This window comes from Mesorhizobium sp. M1307 (genome assembly GCF_040318155.1).
GTDB lineage: Bacteria > Pseudomonadota > Alphaproteobacteria > Rhizobiales > Rhizobiaceae > Mesorhizobium.
This window is the reverse complement of the sequence record NZ_JAMYLR010000025.1, coordinates 62,875-83,411: the sequence shown is the minus strand read 5'-3', so window position 1 is coordinate 83,411 and position 20,537 is coordinate 62,875. Positions and strand designations below refer to the sequence as shown.

The following is a 20,537-nucleotide window of genomic DNA, read 5'->3' as shown; positions in this document are numbered from 1 at the left end:
ATCTGCAATCTCTTCTCTCCAACAGAATGCAGAAATTACTTCGCAGCCGCAGGGTATGGACTCACATGAAAGTCCGCCGCTCTAGATCGGCAGCTTCGTCGATTGCGTCACATTTTGTTCTTGCTTTGTGCCGGCAGCTATGCTAGTAATTTGGCTACGGTGCAGATTCGCACTGACGACCCGCCGGTAGGCGGGTTTTGTTTTTGGTCTGGTTTTCAGATTTCCCGGCCGTCCTGCGTCGGACGGCTTCTCGACCGCGCCATTCGAGCCAAGCTCCACACGGTCGGATCAAGTTAGCCGAGTCTTATCCCGAATAGAACCATCCTTGGCTGGTCGTCGATACCGTTGCGGAAACGAGTTCGAAGGGAGCGCCCCTCCAACGCTCAATCCTACTTCAAACCTCAATATTTCTGTCAGAGGGTGTCGGTATGTGATTTGGCGCTAATATACGCCGTCTGTAAGTAGGCACGGTCGAAACAGAAAAAGGAATATTGGATGACAACTCTGCATTACACGTCAGGTGGATCGGGCACGGAAATTGCGCAAGCCGGATTCAATCTGGCCGACGTTTCATCTGTTGACCAACTCAATGCGCTGCCGGACGGTATGAAGGGCTTGGTCTACCTCAACGAAACCGACGGAGCGACGTCGTCCTTTATCGACAAGATCACGCCTTTCATCGGCAATCCGAAGCTGTTCGGATTCTTCCTGGTCGACGAGCCGGATCCCACCGGCCAATGGGGCACCTACGCCTCCGCCGCGAATCTGAAGGCAGAATCCGACTGGATTCACGCCAATGTGCCGGACGCCAAGACCTACATCACGATGATGAGCTTGGGGACGTCGGCGAATCCGGATTTTTCGGGCACGTACAATCCCGCCAATACCGGTATCGATTACTACGGCGTGGATGTCTATCCTGTCCGCACGGATGGCGCGGTCGACTATAACATGATCGACAAATTCGTCGCTGCCGCTCAGGCATCGGGCATCCCGACGAGCAAGATCATTCCAGGCTACCAGACGTTTGGCGGTGGCGACTATAACACCGACATGGGTGGCAAATATGTCGTGCCCACCGCCGCCCAGATGGAAACCATGATGGACCACTGGGCCAAGCTGGTTCCGTCACCCGCCTTCGAGTACGCGTACGCCTGGGGTTCACAGCGAGGCGACACCGCGCTTGAGAGCTCCCCGGAACTGCAGGCCGTTTTCCGGCAACACAATCTCAGCACCGCCGGGACTGCTCCTTCCGAAGCTGCGGCCACCGATCCCATTTCTACGGTCCCTTCCGAGGCCACCACCGGCGATAGCACCTCGACCGCCACAGCCCCTTCCGAAGCCACCTCCAGCGGCGGCACCTCGACCGCCACAGCCCCTTCCGAAGCCACCTCCAGCGGCAGCACCTCGACCGCCACCGCCCCTTCCGAAGCCACCTCCAGCGGCAGCACCTCGACCGCCACAGCCCCTTCTGAAGCCACCTCCAGCGGCGGCACCTCGACCGCCACAGCCCCGGCCGAAGCCACCTCCAGCGGCGGCACCTCGACCGCCACCGCCCCTTCTGAAGCCACCTCCAGCGGCAGCACCTCGACCGCCACAGCCCCGGCCGGGACCATCACCGGCGGCAGCACCTCGACTGCCACCGCCCCTTCCGAAGCCACCACCGGCGATAGCAATCATGGCAAGACCATGCTTTCGCATCTCCTCGCCGGCAACGGCGGTTCGACCACTACCGCCGCCTCCGGCGCTACCGCCAGCGATGGCAGTCATGGCAAGACCGCGCTATCGCACCTCCTCGCCAGCGACGGCAGTTCGACTACTACCGCCGCCCCCGGCACTACCGCCAGCGATGGCAGTCATGGCAAGACCGCGCTGTCGCCCCTCCTCGCCAGCGACGGCAGTTCGACTGATACCGCCGCCTCTGGCGCTATCACCGGCGATGGCAGCCATAGCAAGACCGCGCTTTCTCACCTCCTCGCTAGCGACGGCAGTTCGACTGCTACCGCCGCCTCCGGTGCCAGCACCAGCGATGGCAGTCATGGCAAGACCGCGCTTTCTCACCTCCTCGCCAGCGATGGCAGTTCGACTGACACCACCCAAGATAATGCCGGCGACAAGGTAAGCGAGGGCAGCAGCGTTGACCGCATATTGGCCTCGTTGAGCCATTCTCTTTCGGCCGGCTCGGAACTTCTCGCGACCAACGATCCATCCGACAAGACGGCAACCATCCGCCACGGGTTCGCGCAAACCGTCCAGCCCGATGAAAGTGTCGGCGCCCAGGCAAAAAACGGCGCCGCCGCCGAGATCATGTCTGGCCACGGAGGCAACGATGCCTTCGACTTCAGCAAGCTTCAGGACAAGCTGCACCTCGATCAAGCCGCTCTTACCGAGCTTAAGTCGGGCGGGCTTTCATTGCATACTTCCCCTGCTGGTACGGCCACGGATGATGGTTCCCACCACATCATCTTTGACAGCTCAACCGGGTCGCTCTCTCTCGACAGCGACGCGGTCGGCAGCGCAGCTCAAGCGCAGCTCGCTACCCATCTCCCGTTGCAGCATCACTCTTTGATCTGAAAACCGGAGCGGCGGACCTTCAACTCGAGCGTGTCCGCCGCTCCGTCCGTGGTCAATTGCGCCACGGAAGCTTGACTAAGAAAAATGCGATATCGGCAGACATCAGAGAGATCGAAGTTGGTCGCATTATCGCCAATGCGAATTCCGGATTCACCACACCCTACGCAGTCTCGGCAATTTTCAGCACTGCGTCGATCTCGGCCATCACCGTTGCCGGCAGCGGCCCTTTCTCCAGCGCACCGAGATTGTCCTCGACCTGCTCGGGCCGCGTGAAGCCGGGAACCGGCAAGGCGATTGCCGACTTGGCGAGTATCCAGCCGAGCGCGCCTTGCGCAAGCGTGCGTCCGCCCGAGGTGAGCAGGTCGCGGATTGCCGAGAGCCTTGACAGATAGTGCGGGTTGGCGGCGCCATCCCTGAAAAACACCATCCATTCGGCATTCCCGCCGCGCACATCGTTGGTGGGCAGCCGCATGGCCGGCGTGTATTTGCCGGTGAGCAGTCCCATTGCCAGCGGCAGCCGGCTGAACGAGACGAGGTTCTCGCGCGCCGCAACGGCCATCAGCTCGTTCGCCGGGGTAAACACATTGAAGTCGTTCTCTACGGCGACGAACCCCTCGCGCGTCGCGTAGGCGGCAAGCCGTTCGCGGTGATCGGTGCTCCAGCCGAAGCCGCCGATCTTGCCCTCCTGGCGCAACAGGCCGAGCGTATCGAACACCTCGCCGGCGCGCTCGATCGGATACTCGTTGATATGTAGCAGCACGACGTCGATACAATCCCGCTGCAGGCGCTGCCGCGAATTGTCGATCGATGTCCGGATTGCCGCGGCAGAGGCATCCTCGGGTGCGATCTTACGCGTTTCGGGATCGCCGAAATAGCCGACCTTGGTGACGATGACGGCTTCGTCCTTACCCCTCAACGCCCGCCCGAGGATCAGTTCGGCATTGCCGGCGCCGTAGGCGGCAGCCGTGTCGAACACCCGCGCGCCGATCTCATAAGCCATCGCCAGCGCGGCTTGCGACCTGATATCGTCGACCTCGCCATAGATTGTCGCCGTGTCACGCCAACGCGCGGGGCCACCCGCCGCCCAGGTGCCGATGCCGAGGCGCGGTACCGAGCGGCCATCCCAAAGCATCATCATCTGCATGCCCGGCTCCTCAACGACGCAAGCTGGCGTGGCGGGCACGCTCGCGGATCTCTTCGCGAGAAATGCCGGCATCCGCCAGTGTGCTGTCCCGGGCCTGCCTCAAGCTCGCAAGCGTCTGGCGATAGGCAATCCAGCGGGCGAAACGGTATCGAAGTTCATCCAACATGATCGTCTCCTTTGGTACGCAGAATGCCTGCGCGCCTGGGTTGGTCGGAAGCGCAAAACCTCTGCGCCAATCGCATGCGCGATCGAAAGGGTTCAGTTCGCTTCTTGGCCAGCCGAGGCGCTTGTCCCTGTCCGGCCAGGCAGGATTGTCCAACGCCTCCAATGCCTGCATACTTGCGCACGATGCCCGCTTTGCGCTACAGCCACGGTCGCAAGGAGTTTTTCATTTCTGCAAAATGGATATCGGCTGGGACGATCTGAGGTTGTTTCTCGACGTTGCGCGGCTGGGTGGCTTGAGCGCAGCGACGGGAACCACGCGCCTCAGCGCAGCCACCCTTGGACGACGCGTCACCGCGCTCGAAAAGCAGATCGGCGAACCTCTATTCGTGCGCCAGCAGACCGGCTACCGGCTGACCCCGGTCGGCGAGGAACTGCTGCGGCGCGCCGAAGACGTCGAGGCGGCAATGCAGTCGCTGACCCGCTGGCGCGAGGGAAACCTGCCCGACCGCATTGTCCGCGTCTCGGCCGGGCCATGGACCTCGGCCTTCGTTTCCGCCCATATCGGCGAGATCTGGACGGTCGATGACGGCATAAGGGTAGAGCTTGTCACCACTACCGACCGGGTCGACATCGGCCGCCGTGCCGCCGACATCGGCATCCGCAGCGAGCGCCCGACCGAGCAGTGGCTGGCCGGCCGTCAGAGCGGCAAGGTCGCCCACGCCATTTATTCCGGACGTCACCTGATCAATGGCATCGCCGCCGGATTGTTCGTCGGCGTCACCGGCGAAGGCGCAAACATTGCCTCGGCGCGCTGGCTGCAAGCCCATCACGGCGACCGCATCGCCGTACGCGGCAACAACACCCATTCGGTGCGCGAACTGGTGGCCGCCGGCGCCGGCCTTTCGGTCTTTCCGTGCTTCGTCGGTGACGGCGATCCGCGGCTGGTTCGCGTTGCTCAGCCTATCCCCGAACTTGAAACCGACCAATGGATCGTCACCCATCACGAGGAACGTCACTCCCCGCCGGTACGGAAAGTCGCCGACCGGATTGCCGCCTTGATGCGGGCGCACCAGCCGCTGTTTCGCGGCGAGACGCCGATCCGGTAAGCCTCAGGCATCGATCGGCCGCCAGTGGATCAAGAATCAGATATTTTGGTGGGCCGGACGATGGTACCGCCGCGTTGAGGACGCCGGAGTGCGGCGCGCTGCTCGTCGAGATCCTTGCCTTGGACGAAGAGAGCGGTATAAACCGATCAGCAACGGGCCGCCTATCCGGTCACTCGTCCTCCTGCCGGCTCATAGCCGTATGCTTCGCCCTTACGCACCACACGGCCGATGCCCGGCCAGCCAAGGTGCGCGCCGGCGATCCACGTCCCCGCCTCGGCCGCTTCACTGAAAACCTTTAGGCGGGTTGCGCGCGCGGTCAGCTGATCGTCGTCATAGCCCCAACTGAACGCGGGATTGCCGAACTGCAAGGCCGGCACATGAACGATGTCCCCGAAGAATAGGAAACGGTCCTCGTCCGTGTCGAACGTGTAGCCGGTATGACCGGCAGCATGACCGGGCAAGGCGACCGCCCTCAATCGCTCACCCACCTGGTCGCCATTCTGGACAGGCTTCAGCAGGGGCCGGAACTGCGCAAGGTGCGCGTAAGCGAAAAAGCTCTGCACAGCCGCCTCGGGAATTACGATCGCCTTCAAGTTTGGAAAGAGCACTCGGCCGTCGCGGGTCAAAAGTCCGTGCACATGATCCTGATGGGCGTGGGTGAGCGCCAAGACCGTGATCGAAGCCGGGTCGATCTTGGCTTCCGCCATGGCCTGCTCAAGACGCCCCACTGTCGGGGCCCAGCCCCCTCCTCCGCTGTCGATCAGAACGCCGTCAACGCCTGGACCTGCGAGCGCGAAGCAATTGACAGACAGGCGAAGCGCCCCTGCGATGCTGGAATAGATCACAAGTCAGCCGTCGCGCCTGCGAGACCGCAGCCGGCCTGGCGACAGCCCTTTCAATCGGGTCACGACGCGATTCATATGGGCCTGGTGAGTGAAACCCGCGTGCTGAGCAATCTCGGCCAGCGGCAGATCGCTATTTTCCAAAAGCTCGACCGCGCGATCAACGCGGCGGCGTAAAATGAATTGATGTACCGGCAATTGCGTCGCCTCGCGAAAGGCGGCGGTGAAGGCGCGTCGTGGTATTCCCGCGATTCCGGCAAGATGGTCGATCGACACCCCCTTTTCCAGATCGCCGTCAATCGCAGCGAGGACTCGGTCGAACCGCTGCGAGGTTAGGACCGGAGACTTCTGCTGCCGCTGGCGTGCATGCCCGAGACGGAGCAGGTTCGCGAAAACCAGGCCCAGCGTCCATTCGCGGACGATCGGGTTGACTGGCGGGTCGCCTTCGAGGCGTCGGCACAACTCGGCCACCAGCGAATCGCGTATCGGTCGATCGGTCAGGATTACCAGGTCCTCGGGGGTCCCGCCTGCGGATACCAGGAGCCTTGACGCCAGGGCGGAGTCAACGGTGATCATCGTCAGCTCTCGCGGCTCCTCGATCTTGAACCGCGTGGCACGCTCGGGAAGACTGAGCAGCAGGTCGCCGGGGCGGGTGAAGACGCGCCGCAGCCCGCGGCCAAGATCGATCTCTGCATAGGATGAACCGCTGCGAATCACACGCAGCTGAACGACTCCGGCCGGCGCATGGCGATAGTCGCCGGCAGGAAAGAACAACCTCTTTGCACTTGCCGCGGTCACCATCGTTGTACCGGGCGTCCGGACGCAAGTTCCTCCGGGACTTCGATGATCGATCGCCGCATCCTCGATCCTTGATGCCTACACTTTTGCCCGTTTGACTGGTCCACCAGGCGCATCATTTGCCAGGGCAGTCAGTTCACCAATCCGGGGCACAAAGATGTTGTGCAGTGTCTGGGTCATAATGGTCATTTCACGCTGAACTTGCAGTTCCTGTGCGGCGGGAAACAATGTGTCCTGCAAGAAGAGCTCCAGGCCTGCCTTGTCGTCCCATATCTCGATGATGCGATAACCATCGTCTGTGGCATGCGCGATGTGCTGGTAGATGCCGCCAGCGGGCCGTTTCTCCACGCCGATCCGATCGAGGATGCGGCTATAATCTTCGGCCGTCAGGCCGGCAATATCAAGTGTCGTCACTACGGCCATGGTTCATCCTCGCTGCTGATAGTGGTTGTTTGAGGTGGAGTTTCTTGGACGGACCCGGATCCTACTGGGCCGATGTCGTTTGGCATCGCCCGCCCTGACGGCGAGTTTGTCTCCCGAACTTCACCGACAGGAGCGGTCTTTGGTCCTCAGCCACCGAGCGCCTCGATGACAAGACGGGCGGTCGCCGCTCCGGAGAAGTTCTGCTGGCCGGTGATCAAATTGCCGTCGCGCACGGCAAAATCGCGCCACAGCCCGGCCTGAATATAGTTCGCGCCGAGCGCACGCATCTCATCCTCGATCCGCCATGGCATCAGATGCGTACCGTGCGGCAGCGCGCCCATCTCCCAGACGGCATTTTCGGCGAAGTCCTCCTCGACATTGGCGAACCCCGTAACAGTGCGCCCTTTGGCCAGCAGCTCGCCGGTTGGGAGGCGCGCGTAACGCAGCAGCGCGACGCCATGACACAAGGCAGCCGCGACCTTGCCGGCCGCGAAGAAGTTGACGAACAGCCGCTGCAACTCAGTTGCGTCTTCGAAGGTGAACATCGGCGCCTGGCCGCCAGCGACGACGATCGCGTCGAACGCGTCGACCGACAGCTCTGCAATGGGCCGGGTCGTCTCCACCAGCGCCGCCAGTTTCGGCGTCGACAGGAAACCGAGCGAGATCAGATCCATATCCGAATAGCCGGACGGATCGCGCGGGTCGCTCAATGCATCCGCCTCGCATTTGTTGCCCTCAGGCGAGAAGATCGCGACTTCGTATCCGCGCTCGGTGAAGGCGAGCCAGGGGTGAGTTAACTCGCTCCACCAAAACCCGACCGGCCAGCCTGTGGTGGTTGACACAGCCGGGTTTGAAAGGACCATCGCGACGCGTTTGGGATGCCGCGGGTCGAGTGGGTTGGAATCGCGCACGCTCATCGCGCCATCTCGACTGGTTCGCCAAGATTCGCCCAAATCGTCTTGTATTGGGTGTAGCTTTCCCACGCCACGCGGCCCTGCTCGCGGCCATAGCCGCTCATCTTGAAACCTCCGAACGGCGCATTAGGATGGTACTTGTGCCAGCAGTTCAGCCAGATCGTGCCTGCCTTGATCCGGTCGGCGAGCCGCAAGGCGCGGCCGAGATCGCTGGTCTGGATGCCCGAGGCGAGCCCGTAGCTCGTATCGTTGGCGATCCGGATCGCGTCCTCCTCGCTGTCGAATGGAATCACCGGCAGGACAGGACCGAAAATCTCTTCGCGCGATATCCTTAGGTCGTTGGTCGCATCGGCGAAGATGGTCGGCTCGATGAAGAGGCCCTTGCCGTTGACCTGGCGGGTGCCGCCGCCCGCGGCCAGTCGCGCGGTGCGCTTGCCCTCTTCGACATAGCTCAAGACCTTGTCATACTCGCCCCGCGATGCGATCGGCCCGATCATCGTCGCAGGGTCCAGCGGATCGCCGAGTGTCGCCGACTTCGCCATGGCGCTCAGCTTCTCGACGGCCTCGTCATAGCAGGCGCGTTCAACCAGCAGGCGCGATCCGGCGACGCAGACTTCGCCCTTGTTCCAGAAGATGCCCCAGAAGGCTGCCTGTATCGCGACATCGATATCAGCATCGGCGAAAACGATATTGGGACTCTTGCCGCCGAGCTCCATGGTCAGGTGTTTCATCGTCCCGGCACCGTTGCGCATGATGCCCTGGCCGACGGTGGTCGACCCGGTAAAGGCGATCTTGTCGACGCGGGCATCGTTGACCAGCGCGTCGCCGATGGTGCCGCCCGGGCCGGTGACGAGATTGTAGACGCCTGGCGGCACGCCCGCGTCGAGGATCACTTGCGCCAAGGCGAGGGCCGTCAGGGGCGTGTCGGTCGCAGGCTTGTGAACGACCGTGTTACCCGCCGCGAGTGCCGGCGCGATTTTCGAACAGGACAGCGCGAGGGGAAAATTGAACGGGGTGATCGCAGCGACCACGCCGAGCGGCTCGCGCCGTGTCAGGATCCTGATATTTGGTTCGTAGCTGGTACGATAGGCGCCGTCCATCGCGCTCATGGCGAGCCCGCCATGAAAGCGGAACAGTCCTGAGCAGTGCGGCATGATGATATCGCGGAAATCGCGATAGGGCATACCCATATCCATCGCCTCGCGCACCGCGAAATCCTCGGCCCGCTCGTCCATTAGATCGGCGATGCGAAACAGGATCTTGGCGCGCTCCTCATGATGCATCCGCGCCCAGGGTCCTTGCTCGAAAGCCCGCTGCGCGGCCGCGACGGCATCGCTCGTGTCGGTGACGTCCGCCTTCGCAATATCGGTGATCGCCGCCTCCGTGGTCGGATCAAAAGTCGTCGAAGTCTCGCCGCTGACGGCATCGCGCCATTGGCCATCGATCAGCAGACGTCCTACTGGAATCGCCTTGCGCCGCGCGGGTAGATAATCAGTCATGAACCGGTTCCGTCCTGTCGAATGAGATTGAAGGAAATTGTCGGCCCCATCCCGCGCCGATAGGCGAGCTGGACCAATAGCAGCATCATCGGCTCGATCAGGCGCGAGGCCGTGAGATCGCCGACATCGACCGGCATTGTCGGCAGATCGGCGAGAAGCCGGCAAACCGCCGCCTTGGCATCTGCGTCATTGCCGGCGACATAGCTCGTCACCGGATCGCCGTTGAGACGCGGATCATCCCTGTCAAGCAATTCGGCAAAGGTCGGAATGCACTTGACGACAAGGGCGCCCCGCGCGCGCCTCTGAACCTCCTCGCCTACAGACGTAGTAGTGCCTAGCAGCATCGTGGAAAGGTCAGGCGCGACTGCATTGGTGTTGTCCCAGACGATCTTGCCCGACAAATCGCCAAGCGCGTCCATCGCCAGCTCGAGAGCCGGCCATGGCGTCGCCAGGGCAATTACGTCGGCCCATCTCGCTACTTCGTCAGGGGCACCGAAGCCAACACGGAGGGTTGCCGCGATTGCGCGCAACTTGCCTTCGTCACGACTGAAGCTGAGGCGAATTTCGTGCCCGGCGAGGCCAAGACATTTCGCCAAGGCCTTCCCGAGCGAGCCTGGTCCGATGATCGCAACTTTCACAACTGCCTCCCGACACGCGATCGGGCTTGCCTAGCATCATTGCAGTCGCGCTTATTTCACGAATTGCCCTTGCACGATCGGGCGCACTCGTCACATGGGTCGGCGCCAATTGGCATCCGGATCCGCCGCGCGCTCACGCCCTTCCCGAACGTGTCCCTATTGGGCATGTATGTGTGGGCGACCATAGAGCAGGGTGCGATCAGCGGAGGTCCCCAGGGCACAAGCCTTCTCATATTGGTTGACGCTAGATTTTCCTTGCCTAATCCGTCGGCGTTGCGATGACTTTTGTGGCATCAGCATAACGCGATTGCCTGCAAATCCGGGGAAAGGCCGCCTCAGGACGGCTTTCCGGACTGGCACGCCCCTTGCTTCGTTATTCACGTGCAGAGCGTCTAGGGTTCCGGCCGTGTCGATCACGGTGCTGGTCCAAGAGACGCGACCGCTTGAGATGCATTGAGGCATCTGGCGGAACACGGCGGGCCAAAATCCCGGGAGAACCCTGCACGGGTTTGCTGGCGCGAACCTCTCCCGGATGCGCGCTCCGTGAACCCCCCAACAGACGTTCGGACGCAATCCGGATCGCAAACAGGGGTATGTAATGCTTCGCAAACTGGCCACAATCATCCTAGCCGCATCACTCAGCCTCCCCTTCATCTCAGCCGCGCAAGCGGCGCCCAAGAAAGACTTCAAGATTTGCTGGTCGATCTATGTCGGCTGGATGCCGTGGGGCTATCTTTCCGACAGCGGCATCATGAAGAAGTGGGCCGACAAATACGGCATCAATGTCGAGATCACCCGCATCAACGACTATGTCGAGAGCATCAACCAGTACACGGCCGGCGGCTTTGACGGCTGTTCGATGACCAACATGGATGCGCTTTCGATCCCGGCCGGCGGCGGTGTTGACACGACGGCCTTGATCGTCGGCGATTTCTCCAACGGCAACGACGCGGTCATCCTCAAGAACAAGACCGCGCTCAAGAATATTGCCGGCCAGAAGGTCAATCTCGTCGAGCTTTCCGTCTCACATTACCTACTTGCGCGCGCGCTGGAGACGGTAGGGTTGGCCGAAAAGGACATTACGGTGGTGAACACCTCCGATGCCGACATGGTCGCTGCCTACGGCACCAGCGACGTCACCTCCGTCGTCACCTGGAATCCGCTGGTCTCGGAAATCGCTGCCATGCCGGGCGCCCACAAGGTATTCGATTCGACTGAGATTCCCGGCGAGATCATCGACATGATGGTCGTCAACACCGCGACGCTGAAGGACAATCCGGCCTTGGGCAAGGCGCTTGTCGGTGCATGGTATGAAGCCATGGCGCTGATGACGTCGGGCACGCCCGAAGGCAAGGCGGCCAAGGAAGAGATGGCCAAGGCGTCGGGGACGGATCTTGCCGGTTTCGACGCTCAGCTTGCATCAACGGCGATGTTCTTCGAGCCGGCCAAGGCGGTCGCATTCACCAACGGCGCCGAACTGCCGAAGACCATGGATCTGGTGCGCAACTTCCTGTTCAGCCACGGCATTCTTGGTACCAACGCGCCGAGCGTCGACGTGATCGGCATGAGCTTCCCCGACGGCTCGACGCTGGGCGACGTCAACAACGTTAAGCTGCGCTTCGATCCGGCCTTTATGGCAGAGGCAGCGGGCGGAACGCTCTGACGCGGGAGCGCGACATGCTAGCCAGAGGAACCGGCATCATGCAGACCGCAGCAGGCCCCGAAGTCGCACGCCTGCAACTTAGCAGGCCGAAAGCGCGGCTTCGCCTCATCAACGCGACGGTCTCCCGCGGCGGAGCGTTGCTGCTTGGGACGCTGCCGTTTGCCGCCGTGGCGATTGCCTATCTCTTCGCTTCGGCGCAAAGGCTGGCGGTCAATCCCAGCGACAAGCTGCTGCCCTCCCCTGCACAGATGTGGTCGGCCTTTTCAGACCTGGCGACAGTGCCGGACAAGCGCTCCGGCGACCTGATCCTGTGGGCCGACACCTATGCCAGCCTGATCAGGCTGTTCGCCGGAGTCGGCATGGCCACGCTGGTGGCACTCAGCCTCGGCGTCGCCATAGGTTTCATCCCGCGCGTCAGGGCCTTTCTGCTGCCCTTGGTCACAGTTGTCTGCGTCATCCCGCCACTGGCGCTGCTGCCGATCCTGTTCATTGCGCTCGGCCTCGGCGAAACGGCCAAGATCACCTTGATCGCTCTCGGCGTCGCACCGGTCATGGTGCGCGACATCGCCAACCGGGTGATGGAATTGCCGCCGGAGCTCGTCGCCAAGGCACAGACGCTCGGCGGCAACAGCTGGACCATGGTGCTCAGGCTGGTGCTGCCACAGGTCATGCCGCGCCTCATCACTTGCGTACGGCTGGCGCTTGGGCCGGCCTGGCTGTTCCTGATCGCGGCAGAAGCCATCGCCTCCACCGAGGGGCTCGGCTACCGCATCTTCCTCGTTCGTCGCTACCTATCGATGGACGTCATCCTGCCTTACGTCGCCTGGATCACGCTGCTTGCGGTGATGACCGACTGGCTGCTCGTGCGGCTCTCTCACATCATCTCGCCCTGGGCCCATCCGGTGCGGCGCAGATGAGCCGGATCCTCGTCCATGGGCTGGAGAAGAGCTACGGCGACGCCCGCGTGCTGGAACGGGTCAATGTCTCCGCCGAAGCGGGTGAATTCCTGTCGCTGGTTGGCGCCAGCGGTTGTGGAAAATCGACATTCCTGCGCATCCTGCTTGGCCAGGAACAGCAAAGTGGCGGCGTGGTCGTCGTCGGCGACCAGCCGATCGTGCCGGAACCGACGCCGCAGCGCGGCATCGTCTTCCAGCGCTATTCCGTGTTTCCGCATCTGACCGCGCTACAGAACTTGCTGCTGGTCGAGGACTTCCGTTCGGGCGGACCGTTCGGCCGCGTCTTCGGCGCCAGGCGCAAAAGCGCCAGACAAGAAGCCGAAACCATGCTGGAACGGGTCGGGCTTGGCCATGCGCGCGATCTCTATCCGGCCACGCTTTCTGGCGGCATGCAGCAGCGGCTGGCGATCGCGCAGACCTTGCTCGGCCGGCCGCAGATCCTGCTTCTCGACGAGCCGTTCGGCGCACTCGATCCCGGTATTCGCATCGAGATGCATGAGCTGCTCACCGAGCTCTGGACCGAGCACGGCATGACCGTGGTCATGGTCACCCACGATATCGGCGAGGCATTCAAGCTCGGCACCCGCGTGCTGGTCTTCGACAAGGTGCGCCACGACCCCCAGTTCCCGTCCGCCTATGGCGCGACGATCACCTACGATCTGAAGCTCGACCGCAAGCACCGGGCTTCCGCACGAGACGTGGCCGAAGTGGCCGCGATGGTCGGGACGACCCGACTGGATAGCGCAATCGCGACGACGGCGTCGTGAAGGAGGTTTCATGCACAGAGATAGTCCAGAACGCCGGCATCGTCGCGCCGGGCTCACCGACCACCAGCCACGCCAACGCTTCCACCATCCGAACTTCGAGATCCGCGACATGCAGGGCTGGAAGTCGATCGAGGCGGAAGGAAAGCTGCCCGAGGATGGCTGGCGCAAGGAACAGAAATGGGCACTCGACATGGGCCTGCCCGGATCGGATTCGATCATCGACAAGTCGATCCCGACATTCGCGCGAGGCGAGTTGCCGCATTTCGCCGGCATCAACACCTTCCTCAAGGCGCCCTATGTCGAGAACGTCCGCGATGTCGGCAGATATGACGCTGCCGTCATGGGCATTCCTTTCGACAGCGGCACCACCTACCGGCCCGGAACCCGCTTCGGGCCGCAAGGCATGCGCCGCATCTCGGCGCTCTACACGCCTTACAATTACGAGCTCGGTGTCGACCTGCGCGAGCAGATGACGCTTTGCGACGCCGGCGACGTCTTCACCATCCCCGCCAATCTCGAAAAGAGCTTCGACCAGATCACCAAGGGCGTCAGCCATGTCGCCTCTTCCGGTGCGCTGCCGATCATGCTCGGTGGCGACCATTCGATCGGGTTTCCGTGCGTGCGCGGCATCGCCGACGTTACCTCCAAGCGCATCGGCATCATCCATTTCGACCGCCACATCGACATTCAGGAAAAGGATCTCGACGAACGTATGCACACGACGCCCTGGTACTGGGCAACCAACTTGCCGAACGTCTCCGCCACCAATCTGGTGCAGCTCGGCATCGGCGGCTGGCAGGTGCCGCGCTACGGCGTCGCCGAGGCGCGGAAGCGCGGCACCAACGTGCTGACGATTTCCGATATCGAACAGATGGGGCTGGAGAAGGCGGCGGAGATCGCGCTCGAGCTCGCGTGGAAGGACACCGACGCCGTATACATCTCCTTCGATGTCGACAGCATCGATTGCGGTTTCGTGCCGGGTACGGGCTGGCCGGAGCCCGGTGGCTTCCTGCCGCGCGAGGCACTGAAGCTGCTCGGGCTAGTGTCGGCGCCCGGCATCTGCGGACTGGAAGTGGTCGAGGTGTCGCCGCCCTACGACACGTCAGACATCACGGCGCTGTTTGGCGTGCGGGTTGTCGTCGAGGCGCTCGGCTCGATGGTCGCGCACGGCAATCTCGGCAAGCACAAATCCATCATCGACAAGCCGACGAGCTTTTGACGATGCACGATGATCATCACCACCACAGCCATGACCATGGCGACGGTCACCATCACGGGCCGAACGGTCATCATCACCATCCCCACCCCGTCGGCCACAACGGGCCGGCCGGCAAGCCGTTGCAATGGCAGACACCGCATCTACCGCACGACCATGCGCCCGAACCCGCCGACGCGCCGGCGACGGATCTCGATCTCGTCGAGATCGCGTTTCTCGAAGGGTTTTCGCGGGCGCCCGACCCCTCCAGTTTCCTGCGCCTCGCCGGAATTCCCTTCGTCGGCGAAACCGCCGACGGCATGCGGCTGCATCTCCTGCGCGTCGAGACGCAGGACATGGTCGATGTCGGCGCCGTCATGCCGATGATCGGCGGCGCTGGCGTCACCTATCACCCGCTGCCCGCGAAACTGACGTCGCGCCGGCGCCGCCTGGCCTTCGTCTACCATGACGGCAAGGCACAAACGCCCCTTGACTTCGGCGAGGCGCGACTTCTGGCCGACAGGTCCGGCGCCGCACAATTCACCATGCCAGGGGCCGGACAATGAGCACCGGCCTTGAACCGATCGCACCCCTATCAAACAGGTCCAGAACCATGAACAGAACGCTTTCATTCTTCGGCAGACTCGCCCTGGCAGCCGCCACAACCCTCATCCCCTCATTGGCCTTCGCCCATAGCGGCGGATTTCATGCCCACGGGTTTGTAGACGGCCTTCAGCACCCGCTGACCGGTATGGACCACCTGCTTGCCATGATGGCTGTCGGCATCATTGCCGCTCGCGCCGGCGGCAAGGGGATCATCATCGTGCCGTCGTGCTTTGTCTCGGCGATGCTCGCTGGCGCCCTGCTCGGTATCGCCGGCATCGGCCTGCCCTCACTGGAAACCGGCATAACGCTATCGCTGGTGGTCTTCGGCGCCATGATGGCGCTTGCCAAGCCGCTTCCGCTCGCTGTGGCCGCCTCGCTGACTGCTCTCTTCGCCCTCTTCCACGGCAATGCCCATGGCCTCGAAATTCCCGAGACGGCCAGCGGCATCGCTTATGCGGTCGGCTTCGTGGTCGCTACTTCGGCTCTTCACGCGACCGGCGCGTTAGCCGCCCTAACACTTCGGCGCTGGCCGCGAGCCATCCGCACGGCAGGGGTCGGCACGTCGTTGGTCGGCGTGGCGCTGGCGGCACAGATCATCTGAACCGCAGCCCATTCATCTGCGATGAACAGGAGGCGAAGGCGTGATCAACCGGCTAACCGTTTGGCAGCGCATCCGAAACGTGCTGTACCAGATCCTGAAGACCCGGTCTGAGCGACTCTGATCTCATCCGGAGATTGAGGCTAGCAGCTTGCCGTACGCCGCGCGCGCGTACGGAGCGGTCCGCCGTGGGTCGCGATTAACTTCCTAGCTGCAGCCGGACGGTCTTGCCTGACGTCGCCGGCCTGTTCCCAGCTACGCCAAATGATCGCCGTCGTGAACTCCGCGCCGGCGAGCGTGACTTGGACGGCACCGCTGCTGGCGGCCTCCCGGGCGAGGTCATGAAGAACTGGCGTGTCAAAGCGCCGAACACATTCGATCGCGAATTCGGCTTCTCACGCATGGGCTACGAGATCGCCTGGGGTGCGGCGATGGCCGATGTAGCATCCAGACAGTAATTCGAGGTCGATTGCGTAGGGGACTATGCGCGGCTTTCTATTCCGAACACCGTGCCGGCGTCGTTCAAGCACTTGATAAACGATCCTGACACTCCACCGGCGGTTGGCAACACATCTGCGGCCTCCACAGGCCCACCATAAGTCAATAAAATCAAACGCTATGGACGGCGGTTCGCCAGCCTTGACTTGGCTAACCAAGTGCAACAATGCCTCTAAATCATTGAAAGGTAACGATAATGGTGGGCCCGGAGGGTGTTCAGAAAGCGATAAAAATCAATTTCTTAGAGATCAGTGGGACTTCAGAGTATTCAAATCTTTTCCAATGTTTTTCGATGTTGTTGTCCCACTCAGAAGTGCCTCAGTCCACCAAGCCGACGCACTGAACGCCTCACTCGGAAGGGAGGTTTGCGCAAGGCGAAAGGAAGATCGCGTCGGTGTGCAGCCTTCCTGAGAAAGGTCGCGGTAGCGCCAACTGCTGACGCTCAGCGCGAAGACATCAATGTTCTGTTATGGGGCCGTCAGAGGACCGGCCGCTTCTCGCGCCAAGAAAGCGATAGCAGACATGCAACTAGGTGGTACAAAGTCTCTAGCGTGACCCTTTCGAGACATTTGCGTGCGGCATTTGCGTCTCGAAAGCGGTTCTTTAGTGCTACCAGCACCAACGACCGTCTGCGGTCGTTCAGAACACGGGTTACCGTCTCTAAACCGGATATTGGACCGGGCAGCCGCCGGAAACTGATCGAATGGAGGTGATCGCCTGTCAGGAGGCGTTCAAAAACGACCTACGACCGCGATCTTCATCGCGGCCGTTTTCATGGTGTCATTCCCGGCTATGCTGACAAGTTCTTTATGATCGGCAGCTTGCGGATCGTCTTGCCCGTCGCCGCCCGTAGCGCGTTGGCGACGGCCGGGCCGATCGGCGGCACACCCGGCTCGCCAACGCCCGTGGGCGGCTCGTCGGACGGCACAATGTGCACCTCGACGCGCGGCATCTGCTCGATCCTGAGCGGCATATAGGTGTCGTAGTTCTCTTGGTCTACGACACCGCCCGTCAGGGTCAGCTCCTCCTGGAGGATCGCGCCTAGCCCGAAGCCGATACCGCCCTCCATCTGAGCGCGGATCTGGTCAGGATTTATCGCGGTGCCGCAATCTACCGCGCAGACGACGCGGTCGACTTTGAAATCATTTCCATCGTTGAAGGTGATCTCCACCACCTCGGCGACATAGGTCGAGAGGCTTTCATGCAGGGCCACGCCGCGGAAACGGCCTTCCGGCAGAGGCTTGTCCCAGCCTGCCTTCTCAGCAGCCAATTTCAGCACGCCGGCATGCCGTGGATGGTGACCGAGCATCGACAAGCGGAAGTCGACCGGATCACGGTTCGCAGCGGCGGCGAGCTCATCGATCAGGGTTTCCATTGCGTAAGCGGTGTGGGTGGAGCCTACCGAACGCCACCACAGCACTGGGATGTTCACGTCCGTGGTGGTCAGCTCGACCTTCAGGTTCGGGATCGCATAGGGCAGGTTGGTGGCGCCCTCCACGGAGGTCGGATCGATGCCGTTCTCGATCATCGCCGCAAAGGGCGAACCGCCCGCGATCGATTGGCCCACGATGTGGTCATGGAGAGCGACGACATTGCCTTCCTTGTCGAGCCCCGCCTCGACTGCGTGCACATAGGTCGGCCGGTACCGCCCACCCCGCATGTCGTTCTCGCGGGTCCACTGCACCTTCACTGGCTTGCCGGGTCCCAGCGCACGCGCTGTGGAAACAGCTTCGATAATGAGATCTGCGTCCGAGACCGCTCGGCGGCCGAAGCTGCCGCCGGTCTTCATCACGTGCAGCCTCACCTTGTCCGGCGTGGTGCCGCCTACTTGAGCGGCAGCCGCCTGATAAAGGTCGGGCATCTGGTGTCCGCCCCAGACGTCGATGGTGCCGTCTTCGTTGATTCGGGCGGCCGCGTTGAGTGGCTCGATCGAAGCATGGACAAGATAGGGGAATTCGTAGTGCCCTTGGATGACTTTCTCAGCACTGGCCAACGCTGCGGGAGTGTTACCGTCGTCGCGCGCGGTGGCCGCGCCCGGATCGTCTGCTGCCTTAGTGTATTCGGCCATGATCTCGGCCGTGCCGCGCCTTTCGGCCTTCTCTTCGTTCCAGGTCACCTCCACGAGATCGCGGCCCTTGAGCGCCGTCCACATGTCCCTGCCGACCACGGCAATGCCGCGCGGCGTCTGGACGACATCGACAATGCCGTCGAGTGCCTTGGCCTTGGAGGCGTCGAAGCTCTCGATCTCAGCGCCGAACTTCGGCGGATGGATCATAACGGCCGTATTGAGTCCATCCATCTTGAGGTCGATCGTGTAGGTCTGCGCGCCATTGGTCTTGCCGGCGGAATCGTAGCGCTTGAGGCTGTCCGATCCGATCTGGGCCCAGTTGTCGCGGGGCTTTAGCGGCACGTCGTCGGGAACCGGCATTCCCGCTGCGGCTTCAGCCAGGTCACCGAAGCGCGCCTGCATCCCTGAGGCGTGCGACACGACCCCGGAAGCGACTGTGATCTCGCCGGCTGGCACGTCCCACCGCTGCGCCGCGGCCGCCACCAGCATGGCCCGTGCGGCAGCACCCGCCTTGCGGTAGCGCTCCCACGACGAGCTCATCGAGGTGGAGCCACCGGTTCCCTGCGCGGCCCCGCCCCAGGCGAGATTGCCGTAGAGCGCGGTATTGCCATATCCGCCGACCACGTGGACCTGCGCCCAGGCGCCGTCGAGCTCTTCCATAACCAGGGTGGCGATGCCGAAATAGGAGCCTTGTCCCATCTCGAACTGCGACGAGTGGATGACGATTCGGTTCTCCGGTGTGATCTCGACATAAGTCTGGAAGGGGTTCGCCTGGACCGCTGCAGGCGTCGTTTGTGCGTTGGCGGGCGCGGCCATCATTAGCCGGTAGCCCACGGCGAAGCCCGCGGTGGTGACGGCCGTGCCGAGGAGGAACTGGCGCCGCGTGGGCCCCACGGCATTATGCTTCGGGAGAAACTGCAACATGCCTCAAGTCTCCAGCCGGTTGGCGGTCTCGTGGATGGCCGCGCGGATGCGATGATAGGTGGCGCAGCGGCAGAGATTGCCGCTCATCGCCGAATCAATATCATCGTCCGTCGGCTTCGGCGTCTCTGTCAGGAGGGCCACGGCCGACATGATCTGGCCAGACTGGCAATAGCCGCATTGAGGTACGTCGAACTCGGCCCACACGGCCTGGACCGTTTCGCCGATCTTGCCCGACACGCCCTCAATGGTGGTGATCGAGGCTCCTTCGATGTCGCCGACTGCGGTCTGGCACGAGCGCGTCGGCATGCCGTTAACGTGAACCGTGCAAGCGCCGCACTGGGCAAGGCCGCAACCGAATTTCGTTCCTGTGAGTCCGATGCCGTCACGGATCGCCCAGAGCAGCGGCATCTCTGGATCGACGTCGAGTGTTCGCGCCTCGCCATTGAGGGTAAAAGCGACCATGGCTTGCTCTCCTTGTCCTGAGCTGGCTATCTCGTTGCGCCTCCGCCCGGCTAGGAACCGGAGTCTTCTTGCTGAGGCATAGCGACCACAGACTAGGATCGCGCAGCTCGAGCAACAAGCCGCTAGCTGGCAATCGCGAGATCGTGAAGTGGCTCGTGTCGAAAGGCTGGCGGCAACTGAATGTCATTTTTGGGCCCACCGGCCGGTCAGTTTCCGGCTCGATGACCTGGTTGGCAGTCATTCCGCTTCTAAGCCTAAACCCCAGACATGAACTGTAGCAGCATCATAAAAGACGACATCAAGCGGCGATTTTTCGTTGCGCTGCACCGCTAGCTCGTTCGCGTGGTTCATGATCCGCTGGTTATCCGCGGATGCTGGTTCACTCTAGATGCCAACACAGAGCTTGCGAAACTTGCCACGCGCTATGCGGTTAAGGATGTGGTCGTCGTTCGTAGCGAGCGAATGGCCGAAAATGAAGAAGCAATGGCTGGCGGTCTTCACATTCGCGGTGAACTGCTTGAAGCCTTGGTACAGGTAGGCATTGTGACGGATCTTCGCTTTCTTCTGGGCGCTGGTGGGCTGATGAAGGGCGGCTTAGGGTCATGATTTCCGGTTCATTGCGCTGCAATGACCGATGAGTCACAGACGCTGCATTTCGCGCTAGACCGCAGCTGCGGTATTCTCGATCATACGCTCA

19 protein-coding genes and 1 riboswitch are annotated in these 20,537 nt (G+C 62.3%); of the genes, 9 read left to right on the top strand and 10 right to left on the bottom strand.

Annotated features, from left to right (window positions below; translation table 11 throughout):
- The first annotated feature begins 495 nt into the window (after window positions 1–495).
- Window positions 496–2,574, top strand: a complete 2,079-nt coding sequence (locus NKH16_RS23400) for a calcium-binding protein (protein WP_352746218.1) — start codon at window positions 496–498, stop codon at window positions 2,572–2,574.
- A gap of 160 nt (window positions 2,575–2,734) precedes the next feature.
- On the opposite strand, the gene NKH16_RS23395 is transcribed toward NKH16_RS23400, so the two are convergent.
- A complete protein-coding gene (locus NKH16_RS23395) occupies window positions 2,735–3,718 on the bottom strand; it encodes an aldo/keto reductase (protein ID WP_352822612.1) in 984 nt (327 codons plus the stop codon).
- A gap of 10 nt (window positions 3,719–3,728) precedes the next feature.
- Window positions 3,729–4,037 (bottom strand): YjiS-like domain-containing protein, encoded by a 309-nt coding sequence (locus tag NKH16_RS23390; protein WP_352875458.1) that lies wholly within the window; start codon window positions 4,035–4,037, stop codon window positions 3,729–3,731.
- Window positions 4,038–4,119: 82 nt separating this feature from the next.
- On the opposite strand from NKH16_RS23390, the gene NKH16_RS23385 reads away from it, so the two are divergent.
- Window positions 4,120–4,989: a LysR family transcriptional regulator gene (locus NKH16_RS23385; RefSeq protein WP_352501394.1), complete on the top strand. Its 870-nt coding sequence runs from the start codon at window positions 4,120–4,122 to the stop codon at window positions 4,987–4,989.
- A 161-nt stretch (window positions 4,990–5,150) separates the two neighbouring features.
- Here NKH16_RS23385 and NKH16_RS23380 read toward each other — a convergent pair whose 3' ends face one another.
- The 6 genes from NKH16_RS23380 to NKH16_RS23355 form a co-directional block, all read right to left on the bottom strand.
- On the bottom strand, window positions 5,151–5,834 hold the full coding sequence (locus tag NKH16_RS23380) for an MBL fold metallo-hydrolase (RefSeq protein ID WP_352746229.1): 684 nt from the start codon (window positions 5,832–5,834) through the stop codon (window positions 5,151–5,153).
- 3 nt (window positions 5,835–5,837) lie between these two features.
- Window positions 5,838–6,632: a helix-turn-helix domain-containing protein gene (locus tag NKH16_RS23375; protein ID WP_352746231.1), complete on the bottom strand. Its 795-nt coding sequence runs from the start codon at window positions 6,630–6,632 to the stop codon at window positions 5,838–5,840.
- A 75-nt stretch (window positions 6,633–6,707) separates the two neighbouring features.
- Complete coding sequence (locus tag NKH16_RS23370; RefSeq protein ID WP_023679472.1) at window positions 6,708–7,052, bottom strand: hypothetical protein; 345 nt, start codon at window positions 7,050–7,052, stop codon at window positions 6,708–6,710.
- A gap of 146 nt (window positions 7,053–7,198) precedes the next feature.
- Window positions 7,199–7,969: a type 1 glutamine amidotransferase domain-containing protein gene (locus tag NKH16_RS23365; RefSeq protein ID WP_352746234.1), complete on the bottom strand. Its 771-nt coding sequence runs from the start codon at window positions 7,967–7,969 to the stop codon at window positions 7,199–7,201.
- Complete coding sequence (locus NKH16_RS23360) at window positions 7,966–9,465, bottom strand: aldehyde dehydrogenase family protein (RefSeq protein ID WP_352746236.1); 1,500 nt, start codon at window positions 9,463–9,465, stop codon at window positions 7,966–7,968. Before NKH16_RS23360 ends, NKH16_RS23365 begins: the two co-directional genes overlap by 4 nt.
- A complete protein-coding gene (locus NKH16_RS23355) occupies window positions 9,462–10,103 on the bottom strand; it encodes an NADPH-dependent F420 reductase (protein ID WP_352449697.1) in 642 nt (213 codons plus the stop codon). Before NKH16_RS23355 ends, NKH16_RS23360 begins: the two co-directional genes overlap by 4 nt.
- Before the next feature lie 381 nt (window positions 10,104–10,484).
- A riboswitch (guanidine-I (ykkC/yxkD leader) is annotated at window positions 10,485–10,600 on the top strand.
- 101 nt (window positions 10,601–10,701) lie between these two features.
- Here NKH16_RS23355 and NKH16_RS23350 point away from each other — a divergent pair.
- Genes NKH16_RS23350 through NKH16_RS23325 form a run of 6 tightly spaced genes read left to right on the top strand, consistent with a single transcriptional unit; the run spans window position 10,702 to window position 15,891 of the window.
- A complete protein-coding gene (locus tag NKH16_RS23350) occupies window positions 10,702–11,766 on the top strand; it encodes a putative urea ABC transporter substrate-binding protein (RefSeq protein WP_352746239.1) in 1,065 nt (354 codons plus the stop codon).
- 38 nt (window positions 11,767–11,804) lie between these two features.
- Entirely contained in the window at window positions 11,805–12,683 is an 879-nt protein-coding gene (locus NKH16_RS23345) for an ABC transporter permease (protein WP_352746333.1), read from the top strand.
- On the top strand, window positions 12,680–13,489 hold the full coding sequence (locus NKH16_RS23340; RefSeq protein WP_023679465.1) for an ATP-binding cassette domain-containing protein: 810 nt from the start codon (window positions 12,680–12,682) through the stop codon (window positions 13,487–13,489). Before NKH16_RS23345 ends, NKH16_RS23340 begins: the two co-directional genes overlap by 4 nt.
- Before the next feature lie 10 nt (window positions 13,490–13,499).
- A complete protein-coding gene (locus tag NKH16_RS23335; protein WP_023679464.1) occupies window positions 13,500–14,708 on the top strand; it encodes an agmatinase family protein in 1,209 nt (402 codons plus the stop codon).
- A 2-nt stretch (window positions 14,709–14,710) separates the two neighbouring features.
- The gene (locus NKH16_RS23330; protein ID WP_352746241.1) at window positions 14,711–15,250 is read left to right on the top strand and encodes a hypothetical protein; all 540 of its coding nucleotides are present in this window, start codon (window positions 14,711–14,713) and stop codon (window positions 15,248–15,250) included.
- Window positions 15,251–15,297: 47 nt separating this feature from the next.
- On the top strand, window positions 15,298–15,891 hold the full coding sequence (locus NKH16_RS23325) for a HupE/UreJ family protein (protein WP_352449702.1): 594 nt from the start codon (window positions 15,298–15,300) through the stop codon (window positions 15,889–15,891).
- Between the two features lie 1,285 nt (window positions 15,892–17,176).
- Here the strand turns inward: NKH16_RS23325 and NKH16_RS23320 are convergent.
- Together NKH16_RS23320 and NKH16_RS23315 are read right to left on the bottom strand one after the other, a co-directional pair.
- Window positions 17,177–19,378, bottom strand: a complete 2,202-nt coding sequence (locus tag NKH16_RS23320) for a xanthine dehydrogenase family protein molybdopterin-binding subunit (RefSeq protein WP_352901999.1) — start codon at window positions 19,376–19,378, stop codon at window positions 17,177–17,179.
- A gap of 3 nt (window positions 19,379–19,381) precedes the next feature.
- Complete coding sequence (locus tag NKH16_RS23315; RefSeq protein WP_352467057.1) at window positions 19,382–19,840, bottom strand: (2Fe-2S)-binding protein; 459 nt, start codon at window positions 19,838–19,840, stop codon at window positions 19,382–19,384.
- A 342-nt stretch (window positions 19,841–20,182) separates the two neighbouring features.
- Between NKH16_RS23315 and NKH16_RS35065 the strand changes: the two genes are divergently transcribed.
- The gene (locus NKH16_RS35065; protein ID WP_502898322.1) at window positions 20,183–20,446 is read left to right on the top strand and encodes a hypothetical protein; all 264 of its coding nucleotides are present in this window, start codon (window positions 20,183–20,185) and stop codon (window positions 20,444–20,446) included.
- Window positions 20,447–20,537 lie beyond the last annotated feature (91 nt).

Excerpts from the sequence above, each read along its gene's own strand:
- NKH16_RS23400 (WP_352746218.1), top strand. The coding sequence starts at position 496 with ATGACAACTCTGCATTACACGTCAGGTGGATCGGGCACGGAAATTGCG.
- NKH16_RS23395 (WP_352822612.1), bottom strand. The coding sequence starts at position 3,718 with ATGCAGATGATGATGCTTTGGGATGGCCGCTCGGTACCGCGCCTCGGC.
- NKH16_RS23385 (WP_352501394.1), top strand. The coding sequence starts at position 4,120 with ATGGATATCGGCTGGGACGATCTGAGGTTGTTTCTCGACGTTGCGCGG.
- NKH16_RS23375 (WP_352746231.1), bottom strand. The coding sequence starts at position 6,632 with ATGGTGACCGCGGCAAGTGCAAAGAGGTTGTTCTTTCCTGCCGGCGAC.
- NKH16_RS23370 (WP_023679472.1), bottom strand. The coding sequence starts at position 7,052 with ATGGCCGTAGTGACGACACTTGATATTGCCGGCCTGACGGCCGAAGAT.
- NKH16_RS23365 (WP_352746234.1), bottom strand. The coding sequence starts at position 7,969 with ATGAGCGTGCGCGATTCCAACCCACTCGACCCGCGGCATCCCAAACGC.
- NKH16_RS23360 (WP_352746236.1), bottom strand. The coding sequence starts at position 9,465 with ATGACTGATTATCTACCCGCGCGGCGCAAGGCGATTCCAGTAGGACGT.
- NKH16_RS23350 (WP_352746239.1), top strand. The coding sequence starts at position 10,702 with ATGCTTCGCAAACTGGCCACAATCATCCTAGCCGCATCACTCAGCCTC.
- NKH16_RS23345 (WP_352746333.1), top strand. The coding sequence starts at position 11,805 with ATGCAGACCGCAGCAGGCCCCGAAGTCGCACGCCTGCAACTTAGCAGG.
- NKH16_RS23340 (WP_023679465.1), top strand. The coding sequence starts at position 12,680 with ATGAGCCGGATCCTCGTCCATGGGCTGGAGAAGAGCTACGGCGACGCC.
- NKH16_RS23335 (WP_023679464.1), top strand. The coding sequence starts at position 13,500 with ATGCACAGAGATAGTCCAGAACGCCGGCATCGTCGCGCCGGGCTCACC.
- NKH16_RS23330 (WP_352746241.1), top strand. The coding sequence starts at position 14,711 with ATGCACGATGATCATCACCACCACAGCCATGACCATGGCGACGGTCAC.
- NKH16_RS23325 (WP_352449702.1), top strand. The coding sequence starts at position 15,298 with ATGAACAGAACGCTTTCATTCTTCGGCAGACTCGCCCTGGCAGCCGCC.
- NKH16_RS23320 (WP_352901999.1), bottom strand. The coding sequence starts at position 19,378 with ATGTTGCAGTTTCTCCCGAAGCATAATGCCGTGGGGCCCACGCGGCGC.
- NKH16_RS23315 (WP_352467057.1), bottom strand. The coding sequence starts at position 19,840 with ATGGTCGCTTTTACCCTCAATGGCGAGGCGCGAACACTCGACGTCGAT.